Genomic DNA, 12,704 nt, shown 5'->3' on the forward strand with positions numbered 1-12,704 from the left:
AGACCCCACGGAAGTGCCTGGGCTTCCGAACCCCCGCCGAAGTCTTCCGCGCCCATGTCCTTGGCCGAGGTCATCGCAAGGCGAAACTCTCCACCAAACCAAAGTCGCATCTGGGCTAGCGCGCCCATGCGAGGCCCCGTTTTTCCCCGTCTTCCGGGCTTATTTCATCAAGACCATCACAAGGACGAAGGCCAGCATCCCCAGCGGCGGAAGCAGCATCATCGCAGCGAAGCTCCAGGCGGTTTCGGTCACCTGGGCCTCTTGCGCCAAGCGGTCCACAGCGCTCTCGGGATGACCCGGCGCGCGGTTGATGCGGGTGCCCAGGGCCTTGACCTCGGCCTCCTCGAGCCCAAGGAGCGTCAGATCGAGCGTGACGTTCTTGCCCCCCGCCAAGGGCCGCAGGACGAGGTAATCGCCAACGCGGCCTCCACGCGAATGCATCGAATAGCCCCAGACCGAGCCATAGTCGGCGAGAAGCAGCTGCCGCCTGCGACCGTAGAGGCCGGTGTAGCAGATCATCTCGGGTGTCCAGGAAAGCCTTGGAGTTCCAATCACCTGGCTGTAAGCCATCGCTGCCAGCAGGCCCGTGAGCACGATCCGCACGAGCCAGGTTCCGAGACCCGCCTGGCTCCAAAGAGTCAGTGCAAGGACCCCGCCGACAAGGAGGTAATGTTTCGCCCGCTTCGCCGAGCTTGCACGATAGGTCTCCATCCCGCGACCCTGCCCGCGCGGCGTGAACCTTTCAAGCCCCTTCACATATTGCGAAACGACTATATATCTGCCATGCTGAGCCCATCCCCCGGAGGCCCCCATGTCGCCCGAAGTCCACAGCTTTTTCGACCCCGCCACCAACACGATCAGCCATATCGTCCGCGACCCCGGCAGCCTGGCCTGCGCCGTGATCGACTCGGTCATGGACATCGACTATGCCGCCGGGCGCATCACCACGAGCCATGCGGACGAGATGATCGCTTTCATCCGCGCCAAGGGCTGGGTGCTGGAGTGGCTGATCGAGACCCATGTCCATGCCGACCACCTTTCAGCGGCGCCCTATATCCAGGCGGCCTTGGGCGGCAAGATCGGCATCGGGGCGCAGATCACGGTGGTGCAAGAGGTCTTCGGCAAGATCTTCAACGAGGGCACCGAGTTCCAGCGCGACGGCAGCCAGTTCGACGCGCTGTTTCAGGACGGCGATACCTATCAGATCGGCGCGCTCACGGCGCGGGCGATCCATACGCCGGGCCATACGCCGGCCTGCATGACCCATGTCATGGGCGATGCGGCCTTCGTGGGCGACACGCTCTTCATGCCCGACGGTGGCTCGGCCCGGGCCGATTTCCCCGGGGGCGATGCCGGGCAACTTTATGATTCCATGCAGAAAATCCTCGCCCTGCCCGATCAGACCCGGCTTTTCATGTGCCATGACTATGGCCCCAATGGCCGCGACATCAGGTGGGAGACCACGGTGGCCGAGGAACGCGCGCACAACATCCACCTGGCCGGGCGCACGCGCGAAGAGTTCATCGCCATGCGCGAGGCGCGGGATGCGACGCTGGCGGTGCCCAAGCTCATCATCCCCTCGCTTCAGGTCAACATGCGCGCTGGAGAGATCCCGACCGACAGCGCGGGCCGCCCCATGCTGAAAGTGCCGATCAACGGTCTCTGACGCCTTGGCTTGCGAAAAATCCGGCTTCCGGGCATAGTATTGCCAAGGCCCGGAAAGGGTTTGGCAAGACAAGTCCTGCAAGATCGGGACAAAGAGGCAGCATGGTCGAAGTGGTGAAGAAAACCCGTGTCTTGACGGATGCGACACAATCCCCCCGGCCCGAAGGCGGCTGGTCGCATGCGATCCGCACGGTCAAGGATGCGGTGATCGCGACCTCGACCCTGCAAGACCTGGTGCAGCCTGCGGGGGTCTTCGACGCCAAGGGCGACTTTGTCCATGAATCCGTGCTCTGGCGCGGGCGGGCCTTGATGGTCCCGCCGGAAACCATGCCCGAACCGGTCGAAACCCTGCCCGGTCGCTGGCTTTGGGCGGGCGTGCTTCTGAACCATTTCGGCCATTTCCTGGTGGAATCCAGCGGGCGGCTTTGGGGGATCGACGCGGTTCAGGGCAAGCTGGACGGGGTCATCTTCATCTCCAAACGCGACGCCGACGAAGAGGGCGAGGCGCTGGAGCTTTCGGCCTTTCACCAGGGCTTCATGCGGCTTCTGGGCCTTGACCTGCCCTTCAAGGTGGTGACCCAGCCCACGCGGGTCGAGGTGCTGGAGGTGCCGGGCCAGGGCTTCGGCATCGGCGCGCTGGCCTCGGGGATCGCGCCTTTCCGCCAGTTCATCCGCAGCCGCTTCGCCAAGGATATCGCGCCGGAAGGCCCTGAAAAGCTGTATATTTCCCGCTCCGGTCTTTCGGCGGTGCGCGGCGGCATCCTGCATGAAGAGCGCATCGAAGAGCTGCTTTCCCCCCAGGGCTACGAGGTCTTCCACCCCCAGAAGCACCCGATGGAGGTGCAGATCGCCCGCTACAAGGCGGCCAAGCAGATCGTCAGCCTCGATGGCTCGGCGCTGCATCTCCTGGCCATGGTCGGGCGCGAGGATCAGCAGGTCGCCATGATCAAGCGCCGCGATTCCGGGGCTTCGACCTCGATTGTCGCCCATCTGACCGGCTTTACCGGGCGGGCGCCCGAGGTCATCGACGTGATCAAGCAGGATTGGGTGCGCTCCGACCGCAAGAAGGCCGACCGGACCTCGATCGGCGAGCTGGATTTCGCGCGGCTCGCGGGGGAACTGGTCGCACGCGGCTTCCTGCCCCAGGGCATCACGGCCGAGGCCTTGAGCCCGCGTCAGGCCGAAAGGGCTATCATCCAGGTCGAAAAAGACCTGCGGCGGCGGAACCTGACCTTCCGGCCGGTGCCGCGCGGGGTGGATCCCGCGACGATCCCCCTGCCCCTGCGCGCCACGCTCTCGCGGTCGGAGATGAAGGAAGCCAAGCGCCAGCGCCAGGCAGAGGAAGCGCCCAATCCCTTGAACGCCCGCCGGATGGAGCGGATCAATCGCCGCTCTGTGAAGGATGCGGCGGAGTAGGGCCTAGCCCCCCGCGTTTTCCGCTGCCCTGCGCGCCTCGCGGGCCAGTCGCCTTGGGTTGACGGGCTTGGTCGCATCCGGCTTCGCGCGGATCTTGATCTTCTTGCCCTTGGTCGCCTTGGCCTGACCCTCCGCCACGATGTCGCGCTTGCGCTGGCCGCGTTCCTTCTTGGCGGGCTTTGGGTGGTCCAGGCCAATGGGGCGGAAATACAGCCCCTTTTTCGGCATCTGCCCCTCGAGCCCGGCAATGAAGTCACCGACTTCGGGCGCCGAGAAGCCGGTCAAGGCCTGGTCCGGCGCCAGGAACCCGTGTTCCGCCAGCTTCTCGCCCAGGAGCTGGAAATCCACCTCGCCATAGGACATGTTGTCGGCAAAGCGGCGGTCCGACCGCATCCAGTGCCGCTGGATCGCATCCAGCACCACGGGGCTTTGCCCGGTGAAGCCCGCCAGGTGATCGACGATCCCATCCGGCGCCGAGCCCGGGCGGCGCTTGATCACTGCGACGCGCTGATCCGGCCCGGCCACCAGCGCGAAAAGATGCAGCGCCGAGCCGTCGATGCTGATGACCTGTTTCGCCGCCTTGTAGCGCGCGATCTGCGCCTCGAGCCCGTGTTCCTGCGGGTGGAAAGCCTCGTAGCCATGATCCTGCAACTGCGCCTCGAGCCGGCTTTCCAGCACGATCCCGCCCAGGTCCGCATCGAGCCTGCTGCGCGAGATGTAAAGCTTGTCGCCGCCCTGAGGCGCGATATCCTTGGCAAAGCGCGTTTGGACAAAGTGCCGGAAATGCGCCGCCCCGCCGATCAAGGGCCCGATGCCGAAACCCTGCCCCGGCACGACCAGCGTCTCGACCCGCGTGGGCCTGGTGACGATCCGCACCGGCAGGTCGGTCTGCAAGAGCCGCAGGAAGAGCCTCTGCCAGGGTTTCAACTCGGGCGATGGCCCGGAGGAAAAGCCGCTTTCCGGGATAAAGAGGATGCCATCGACCTTCTCATGATCGAGCCCCCAGAGACGGCCGAGGCTTTCCATGATGAAATGGCCGAAATGGTCCATCAGGACGCCGCCCCAAAGCCAGCGGCCCGCCAGGGGCTCGGCCTCTTCGGGGAAGGGCGGCGGGGTCATCAGCGCCCTGCCCCGCCAATGCACCGCCTGGGGCACATAGACCCGGTCGGCGTCGAAAACCCCCGAAGGGTGGACGAGATAACCCTGGTTGACATGGGCGATGGTGGCCTGATCCACCACGCGCAGGCTGCCCGACCAGCCACCCGCCGCATGGGGGGCGGTGTTGGGATCATCCGAGGGCGTGAACTTCCAGGCCATCAGTGCTGCGCCTCGCCTTCCTGTTCGACGGTAAAGAAGAAATCCGGCGCCAGGCTTTCGGCGAGCGCGATTTCATCGGGGATGACATGGGGGCCGATGGCAAAGACGGCCGAGCCGAAATGCGCCTGGCGATGGGTCAGGTTGCGCATCCTTTGCCCGGTCAGCTCCTGGTAAAACGCCATCTGGTCCTCGCGCGTTTTCAGCTCCGCGATCTTCTCGCGGTGCTTGGCGACGGAGTAGTCATGCGCCGCCCGGATCTCGGGGTCGGAGAGAAGCCGCTCTATCTCGGCCTGCAACCTTGGCAGCATCCGCATGATCGAGCGGTCCTGGTCGACGTTATGCGACATGCGGAACCAGTAGTTCTTGCCCTGGTCGCGGTCAGTGTGGTTCACGCGGCCCCGGTCGCGCTTCACGAGGAAGCTCTCGACCGACCTTACAGCGTAATGATTGAGCTGCACCCAATCATAGCCATAGGTCGAGGTCGTCGAGCGCCACCCGTTCCGCAGCGTGCTCTTCGGCATCGGCTTGCCGTTGCCGTTCACCCAATGGATCTTCTCCCAATGTTCGGGCTGAAGACCTTTGGGCCGATGGACCCCGAACTTGCGGAAAATGTCGATCCGGCGGAAGAGCGTCTTGAAGCCCCAGGCCTGGTGCGGCTTGCGGATCAGCTCGGGCGCGCAGCGGTCGAACTGGGCAATGATCGGCTGATCGACATAATCCACCACGCCTGAGTCTCCGAAAAGCCGCCAGGTCATCGAGATCAGGTTTGCGCCCTCGCAAGCCCGGTACAGGTCGGAGAGCGTGCCATCCCCGATCTTTATGTCAATGAATTCATCGACATCCATGCAGACGGCCCAGTCGGCCTCTTGCACCACCGGCTCGCTCTCGCTGGCCTCCAGCGCGGTATACTGCGGGCTCTGCGCATCGCCCTTTTGCCAAGGATTGGCGCGGTGCTGGCAGATCCCCTTGTCCTGCAACAGCTGAAGAAAGGTATCCGTCCCATCCGTGCAGTCATTGGTATAGACGATGAAACCATCCACCCCGATGACCCGGTGATAGGCGATCCATTCCAGCAGAAAGGGCCCCTCGTTCTTCATGCAGGTGACGATCGTGGTCTTGAGATCCTCGGGCGCCTTGTCGCCCGCCTCCTTGACCTCGGTCGCAGGCGCGCGGACCGGGTCGTGGCCCAAGGCGCGGGCCAGGTCCAGAAGCCGCGCATCCTCGATCACCGAGGTCTTGGGGACGAGCTTGGAGGTGGCTTGACCCGGCACCCGCAGCCCCATGGCGCGCCAGAACATCAACGTGGGGGCGTCGTCAGGCGTATCGGTCACCCGCACCAGCCGCCAAGAGCGCGAGAGCCCCGCAACACGCGGACAGACCGCCCAGCGGCTGATGCCGAAGCTTTGGTCGAATTGCCGGACGATGTGGTCGCCGAAAGCCGCCTCCCGTCCCGCCCGCACCCGCCAGGGGTAAGAGGGCACCCCGGCGAGGCGGATGGCCCCATGGCTCTGCACCAGGTCGAAAGGGTTGGCGCCCAAGGGCAGGATATCGCAGGCGTCAAGACAAGCCACCGCCCGCGCCTCGGCCAGGAAGCGCCACTTGGCAAGCTCATAGACCAGGGCCTCGGCGAGGTTTGAACGCCAGGGATCGGGCGCAGGCGCCTCCATCCGCCCGCGGCCCGGGGCGGCGGGGGCCATATAGACCTCGGTCAGGGCGGGCTCCGGCTTGCCCAAAGGCAGGGGGGAGGTCAGGAGGACGACGGTCATCTCGACCTCCAGCGCCTCCAGCGCCTGGGTCAGGGCCGCCTCGAACCCCGGCTCCGGGGTCTCGCATCGGTCGTAGAAAACCGCGCCGGAGACGCCAAAAGCCAGGGCGTGATGCGCCAGGCCTTCCGCCAGTTGTGCGGGCGTCTCGGCGAGGCGGCTGCCCAGGATCACATTGCGCCCCCGGAAGAGCCCAAGCTCCGCCGGGCTTTCGGTCAGGGCAACCCGGACGCCGGATTTCAGCGCCACCCCCCCCTCGCCCCGCGCCACGAGCATGACCGAGCCGCCCATCTCATGGGCCTCCTCGATGATGACGGCGCCCAAGGCGCGGGCCGGGTCGAAGCCCTGCACATCCGTCCCCGCGCCGAAAAAGACGCGGAGCCGCCCGTCCTCACCCCGGACGGCGTCCAGAAGCCGCGCGTCTTTGTCGCTTGCGCCAAGCTTGCGGCGCAGAACCTGAACCGCCATCAGCCCTTCTTCGCCTTCTGCCGCTCGGCCTTGCGGGCCTGGCGTTCCTCTTCCGACCTTTTGCGGGTCTTTTCCTCGGTCTCCGTCTCGGGCGCCGCAGCCCCGAGATGGGCGGCGGTAAAGACCTGCATGACCCTCGCCACGCCCGCCTCGGTGACCTGGCGGAAGTTGGGTTCGAAGAACGAGATCCCTGCCCTTGTCGAAGTCACGATTTCATAAGACGGGAAGTAGTCGACCTCGGGGAAGTCTTCGTAAAGCTCCCCCGCCACCGCCCGCAGCACCGATTTCGACCAGGTGGTCGCGGCCAGGATATGCCCGCCCGAGGCCGTCGCCGTCAAAGGCACCGGCGAAACCGTGAGCAAAACCCGCAGCTTGGGGTTGGTCTCTTTCAGCCGCGCGAGCGCCGCCACCAGGTCCGCCCGCACCTCTGCCGCGCGGAAATTTACAAAGCCATGGACCGACGGATCATAGACCCCCGCCACCGTCCCCGGCGCAATCGCATAGACCTGGCCCGAGGGCTTGTGCATCCAGGCCTCGGTCAGACCCAGGGTAAAGATGAAGACATCGGCCTGGGAGAAGACCTCCTTCACCGCCGCGAGGTGCTTGACGCGGGCGGCTTTCACCGCCTCGGCGCTGTCGAGGCCTTGCGGGTCGACATTGGGCCGCATCGCATCATGGAAGCGGCCGCCCTTGGTCCAGATCGCGTCGAAGTCGCGCGGGCCGTCCCAGGCTTCCTCCATCAACTGCCGCAGCTGGCGGGTGGTGTAGATGTTCCCATAGCGCGCCGAATACATGCCGTAGCCGTTCTCGCCATGCCGCTCCGGCGCCAGCCCTTCTGGTGCGGGTTCGGCATCCAGCACCGTGAAGCCATTCTTGCGGAGCGCCCGGCCGACATGCTGGGCAAAGCAGGAGCCCGCCGTGACGATGCGGTCAGTCTTCGACAGGGCCCATTTCGGACGGTAGAGATCAGCGGGGGGATAATCGCCCTCCTGATAGCCGGTGCGCCAGAAGGCGCGGGGCTCAAGGCCTTGATAGGGAGATATCTTTTCCATCCTGTCCTCACATGCGCTGCAGGGCGGGCAGAACCTCGGGCCAGATCGCGGCGCCGAAATCCCCGTTCATATGGGCGGCATCCGTGCCCCCACCCTCACCCGAAATCAGCCGCGAGGCGTCCTTGTTATAGGCGAGCCGCGTGGTGATCCCATGGGCGACGGTAACAGCCGGCTGCGGCAGAAATTGGGCATGGGGGGGGAGGCTCGCGGCCACCGTGTCACGGAACATCTGGCCGATGGCATCGCCGTCGCCCGCGCTGATCGCCGCCTCCCAGCCATAGTCCGGCACGCCCTTGGCGCCTGCCCGGATCCATTCGGCCCAGAGCGGCTCGGCCAGGGCCAGGACCTTGCGGCCCTGCAGATGCCCCGCCGTGACCCCCATCAGCGTATCGGCATAGCGTTCGGTCAGGAAGTCGCGGGCGAAACCGGGATGGACCAGGCCCTTGCCTTCCGTCCCCTTCAGGCCGACCCAGGCATGGCTCTTGTAGAACCTCAGGATGCGCTTGACCGAGACATTGAGGCCGATGAGGAAAAACGCTTCATAGTCGTCGAGGACGATGTGATCCGCGCCGCCCATGCGCTGGAAATGCTCGGCGATGTCCTTGCGTTTGGGCGTCAGGCGGCCATTCTCGGCGCGCAGATGGCGGACGCCGTCCGAGGGGGCACCGAAGAAAACAGGCGTCAGATCAGGGGCTTGGCCCTTGGCCTTCAACTGGTCCCAGCCAAGCTTCAGGGCCGCGATATGCGAATTGCCGATGACGCAGAGCCTCATTTCGCAAAGGCCTCCAAAAGTTCGTCCTCGCAGACCACCTTGGCGGCATCGCCTTTCTTGTCCTTGTTCCGCGCCCGGCGTTCCTTGCGGCGCTGGCGCTTTTCGCGGTCAGATTCCTCGGCGGCCACGGGGGCCGGGGTTCCGCCAAGGGTATCGAGGTCGCCCCCTTGTGCCAGATGGGCCAAGGCCGCAGCGCCTCCGCCCCCCGACAGGCGGCGGAGGAGCAGCGCGTCGAAGACCGGGTCATGGGTGACGCCGGGCACCGAGGTCAGGGCGCGCAAGGCCACTTCGATCGCCACGGGATCGGGCTGTTCCATCAGCGAGGGTTGCAGGGTCACCTGCACCACAATCCCGGGATGGGCCTTGCGCAAAAGCTCAACCAGCGCCGCAAGATCGTCCTGCATCTCTTTGACGGTAAAGGAAACCTCGGAGAGCTTCACCCCCGTGGGCAACGTCACCCCCTTGGGCCGCGCGCCAAAGACCGTGCCCGCGCCATCCACCATGGCGCGCGTCGTGCACAGCGGCAGGATCAGCCGGTCCACCTCGGCCGGGAGCCGCGCCACGGCGGCCAGATGCGCCAGGCGGTAAGCCAGCATCGCCTCTTTCGGCAAGCCCTCGGGATCGACCTCGGGGCGCAGACCATCGACGGCCAGCCCATCGGCGCCCTTCCATATCCAGCCCTTGGGCAGCTCGCAGCGCAAAAGCTGCAGGGCGGCGCGCGGATGGCCCAGAAGCCCGGCCCGCACCGTCGCCCGCCCGTAATGCCACTTGGCGGCGACCTCGGGCGCCACGGTCTTGGGCGCAGGCTCCAGATCGACCGGGGCCAGCCCTGCCGCCCGCAGCACCTCGGCCACCGACCAGAGCCCATCCCCGCCCAGAACCCCCACCTTGGAGCTTGCCAAGCCGGTTTCGGGTCCGGTTTCTTCGTCTTCCATCGGTCCTGCTCCGTTTTTGCCAAGATAGGCGGCAGGGCGGAGAATGGAAAGGGATTGTTGCCAAATCGTCTACAACACCGATTATTGGTGGCGCAGTGCCTCGATCGGGTCCAGACGCGCCGCCCGCCGCGCCGGGAAATAACCGAAGACCACCCCCACCACGGCGGAAAAGACGAAGGCAGCCCCGGTGATCCGCCAATCCGGCACGAAGGCGATGTTGAGCGCAGAGGACCCCGCCCAGCCGAGCCCCAGCCCGACGATCACCCCGATGAAGCCGCCGATCAGGCTCAGGACCACGGCCTCGACCAGGAACTGCATCAGCACCTGCCCCTCCGTCGCGCCGATGGCCATGCGGATGCCGATTTCCCGCGTCCGTTCCGTCACGCTGACCAGCATGATGTTCATGATCCCGATGCCGCCCACCAGCAGAGAAATCGCGGCCACGGCAGACAGCAAGCCCGTCAGCGTCCCGGTGATCCCGGTCAGCATCGAGGAAATCTGCTTCATGTCGAAGACGTTGAAATTGTCGTCCTGGTCGTCCGTCAGCCCCCGCCTTTCGCGCATCAGGGCCTGGATCTTGGGCGTGACCTCCTCGGCCGTCACGGCATCCGAAAAGGTCACCGAGATCGAGGAGACATTGGAATTCCCCGCGATCCGCCGCTGAAAGGCCTTCAGCGGCATGATCACCGTGTCATTGTCGTCCGACCCGAAGGTCGAGGCGTCCCGCTTGGTCAGAAGCCCCACGACCTCGCAGGTGATCTTGCCGATCCGCATGGTGATCCCCACCGGATTGCCCTGCCCGATCAAGGCCATGGAGGTCGACGTTCCGATGACGCAGACGGGCGTCCCGGCCCGCAGCTCTTGCTCGGTGAAGACGCGGCCTTCGGACAGGGTCCAGCCGCGCACCGGGAAATAGGCATTGTCGGTGCCGGTGACCGTCACGGCATGGGTCACATCGCCGTAAACCGCGTTCAGCGTCCGCGTGGCGGCAGGTGTCGCCGCCACCAGGTCGGGGATCTCGGTCAAAAGCGCCTCGACATCGGCGGCCTTCAGGGGTGGCGCGTCGTTCTGCCCGCCCCCCGGCCCCCGCCCCGGCTGCCCTGGCCGCACCATCAGCAGGTTCGACCCCAGGGAGGCCACATCCGACTGCACCCTCTGCGTCGAGCCCTGGCCCACGGTCACCATGGCGATGACCGAGGAAACCCCGATGACGATGCCCAAGACGGTCAGAAAGCTCCGCAGCTTGTTGCGGGCCACGGTCAAAAGCGCCAGGCGGAAGGTTTCAATGAGCATCTTGGCGAATGTCCGATTGCAGGCGGCCATCGACGAAGGTGGCGACGCGGGTGGCATAGGCGGCCATATCGGGCTCGTGGGTGACCATGAGGACCGTCATGCCCTCGTCCCGGTTCAGCTGCTGCAACAGAAGCATGATCTCGCGGGACCGCGCGGAGTCCAGGTTCCCCGTCGGCTCATCGGCCAGGATCAGCTGGGGCCGCGTGACGATGGCCCGCGCGATGGCCACACGCTGCTGCTGGCCGCCCGAAAGCTCGCTGGGCTTGTGGCCCGCCCGGTCCGCCAGCCCGACCTTGCCCAAGGCCGCCAGCGCACGTTCGCGGCGTTCGTCCTGGGGCACGCCCTGGTAGACCAGCGGCAGTTCGACATTCTCCAGCGCCGTGGTGCGGGGCAAAAGGTTGAAACCCTGAAAGATGAAGCCCAGGAAGTTGCGCCGAAGCAAAGCCCTCTGGTCGCGGTCCAGCCCGCCAACCTCTTGCCCCATCAAGAGATACTGCCCCGAAGAGGGCGTATCGAGGCAACCGATGATGTTCATCGTCGTGGATTTCCCCGAGCCCGAAGGCCCCATGACCGCGATGAAATCCCCACGGTCCACGCTGAAATCCACCCCATCCAGCGCCCGCACCATGGCCTCGCCCGTCCCGTAAGACTTGGTGATCCCCCGCAGCTCGATCATTCGGCGACCGTGGTCTGGGCCGTCACCACGAGGTCGCCAGCCTTGAGATCGCCCTCCAGCACCTGGGTCAGCGTGCCATCCGTGGCCCCGGTCTTGACCTGGACCTTGGCAGGCACCCCGTCGCGCAGGACGTAAAGCCCGCGGAAACCCTCGCGGTCGGGCTCGTTCGAGACCGTGGTCCGGTTGCCCCGATTGCCGCCGGGGCCGCCGCCCGAGAAGAGCACACCGAGGAGCCCACTGGAAGATTGCGTCGCAACTGATTGACGCGGAGGAGAAAAACGGAAGGCCGCATTGGGGACGGTCAAGACGCCCTTGACCTCTTGCACCGTGATATCGGCCGAGGCCGTCATGCCCGGCCGCAGCCGCAGGTCGGAATTGTCGATCGACAGGATGGTCGGATAGGTCACGATCCCGTCGACGGTCTGGGGCGCGTAATGCAGCTCTGACACCTGTGCCGGAAAGCTCTCCCCCAGCCAGGCGTCGACCGTGAACTCCGCCGGATTGTCCAGCGCCACCTTGCCGACATCGGCCTCGGCGACATCGACCGACAGCCGCATCTGCGCCAGGTCATGGGCCAGGGTGAAGAGAACGGCGGTCTCCGAGGCCGAGGCATTGACCGTCTGGCCCACATCGGCCGAGACCTCCAGAACCATGCCGTCGATGGGCGAGGTGATGACCGCCTTGGCCAAAGAGGTCTCCGACAGAAGTACATTGGCCTCCGCCACCTGGACCTGGGCCATGGCCTGGGCCAGACCGGCCTCGGCGCGGCGCGCGGCGGTGGCGGCGGTGCTCAGTTCGTCATCGGTGTTGAGCCCCTTGTCGTGGATCTTCTGCACCCGGGCGAGCGTGGCCCGCGCCGCCTCCAGCGCCGCCTCGGCATCCGCCACTTGCGCCTTTTGCGCGGCCAAGGTCGCCTGGTCGCGGGCAAGCTCGGCCTGCAAGGACGAGGTATCCAGCCGCGCCAGCACATCGCCCTTCTTGACCCGGTCATTCACCCGGACCGCCATCTCGGCAATCGTCCCCGAGATGAGGGACGAGACATCGACCTGCTCGATGGGCTCCACCGTGCCGACAGCGGTGATCTGCACGACGATATCGCGCGTGGCGACCTCGGAGCTCGTGTAGCTGACCGCAGGCGTCGAGTCCGAGCCCCGGCCATAAACCCAAGCCCCCCCGCCGCAGAGGGCGACCAGCAAGGCCAGCACCAGCCAGCCCTTCCATCTCCGCCTCTTGCGGCGCGTGATCTGTTGCAGCACCTCTGCCCCGGTCTCGGTCATCGTCGTCCCCTTGGAAGGCCCAGTCCCCTATCTGGGCCGGTCGGTCGTGGGGATCAACGCCCGGGCCACG

The 12,704-nt window shown here is 65.9% G+C and carries 11 protein-coding genes and 1 pseudogene; 3 read left to right on the forward strand and 9 right to left on the reverse strand.

Annotated elements, in window-relative coordinates:
- Nucleotides 1–119: pseudogene (locus tag GV832_RS22680) on the forward strand (IS30 family transposase); the annotation flags it as partial.
- Between the two features lie 40 nt (nucleotides 120–159).
- On the opposite strand, the gene GV832_RS07475 reads toward GV832_RS22680, so the two are convergent.
- Complete coding sequence (locus tag GV832_RS07475; RefSeq protein WP_168774230.1) at nucleotides 160–711, reverse strand: hypothetical protein; 552 nt, start codon at nucleotides 709–711, stop codon at nucleotides 160–162.
- Between the two features lie 100 nt (nucleotides 712–811).
- Between GV832_RS07475 and GV832_RS07480 the strand changes: the two genes are divergently transcribed.
- Together GV832_RS07480 and GV832_RS07485 are read left to right on the forward strand one after the other, a co-directional pair.
- Nucleotides 812–1,666, forward strand: coding sequence for an MBL fold metallo-hydrolase (locus GV832_RS07480; protein WP_168774231.1), 855 nt, complete (start codon nucleotides 812–814; stop codon nucleotides 1,664–1,666).
- A gap of 101 nt (nucleotides 1,667–1,767) precedes the next feature.
- Nucleotides 1,768–3,081 (forward strand): glycosyltransferase family 61 protein, encoded by a 1,314-nt coding sequence (locus GV832_RS07485; protein WP_168774232.1) that lies wholly within the window; start codon nucleotides 1,768–1,770, stop codon nucleotides 3,079–3,081.
- Between the two features lie 3 nt (nucleotides 3,082–3,084).
- On the opposite strand, the gene GV832_RS07490 is transcribed toward GV832_RS07485, so the two are convergent.
- The 8 genes from GV832_RS07490 to GV832_RS07525 form a co-directional block, all read right to left on the reverse strand.
- Nucleotides 3,085–4,398 carry a glycosyltransferase family 61 protein gene (locus GV832_RS07490; protein WP_168774233.1) on the reverse strand — a complete coding sequence of 438 codons (1,314 nt, stop codon included), beginning with the start codon at nucleotides 4,396–4,398 and terminating at the stop codon, nucleotides 3,085–3,087.
- A complete protein-coding gene (locus tag GV832_RS07495; protein WP_168774234.1) occupies nucleotides 4,398–6,629 on the reverse strand; it encodes a glycosyltransferase family 2 protein in 2,232 nt (743 codons plus the stop codon). Before GV832_RS07495 ends, GV832_RS07490 begins: the two co-directional genes overlap by 1 nt.
- Entirely contained in the window at nucleotides 6,629–7,681 is a 1,053-nt protein-coding gene (locus GV832_RS07500) for a GSCFA domain-containing protein (RefSeq protein WP_168774235.1), read from the reverse strand. The genes GV832_RS07495 and GV832_RS07500 overlap by 1 nt, the downstream gene beginning before the upstream one ends.
- 7 nt (nucleotides 7,682–7,688) lie before the next feature.
- On the reverse strand, nucleotides 7,689–8,453 hold the full coding sequence (locus GV832_RS07505; protein ID WP_168774236.1) for a hypothetical protein: 765 nt from the start codon (nucleotides 8,451–8,453) through the stop codon (nucleotides 7,689–7,691).
- Nucleotides 8,450–9,388, reverse strand: coding sequence for a GSCFA domain-containing protein (locus tag GV832_RS07510; protein WP_168774237.1), 939 nt, complete (start codon nucleotides 9,386–9,388; stop codon nucleotides 8,450–8,452). The genes GV832_RS07505 and GV832_RS07510 overlap by 4 nt, the downstream gene beginning before the upstream one ends.
- 81 nt (nucleotides 9,389–9,469) lie before the next feature.
- Nucleotides 9,470–10,681, reverse strand: a complete 1,212-nt coding sequence (locus tag GV832_RS07515; protein WP_168774238.1) for an ABC transporter permease — start codon at nucleotides 10,679–10,681, stop codon at nucleotides 9,470–9,472.
- Nucleotides 10,671–11,357 carry an ABC transporter ATP-binding protein gene (locus tag GV832_RS07520; protein WP_168774239.1) on the reverse strand — a complete coding sequence of 229 codons (687 nt, stop codon included), beginning with the start codon at nucleotides 11,355–11,357 and terminating at the stop codon, nucleotides 10,671–10,673. Before GV832_RS07520 ends, GV832_RS07515 begins: the two co-directional genes overlap by 11 nt.
- The gene (locus GV832_RS07525) at nucleotides 11,354–12,634 is read right to left on the reverse strand and encodes an efflux RND transporter periplasmic adaptor subunit (protein WP_168774240.1); all 1,281 of its coding nucleotides are present in this window, start codon (nucleotides 12,632–12,634) and stop codon (nucleotides 11,354–11,356) included. The genes GV832_RS07520 and GV832_RS07525 overlap by 4 nt, the downstream gene beginning before the upstream one ends.
- Nucleotides 12,635–12,704 lie beyond the last annotated feature (70 nt).

Source organism: Stagnihabitans tardus, from assembly GCF_009925085.1.
Taxonomy (GTDB): domain Bacteria; phylum Pseudomonadota; class Alphaproteobacteria; order Rhodobacterales; family Rhodobacteraceae; genus Stagnihabitans; species Stagnihabitans tardus.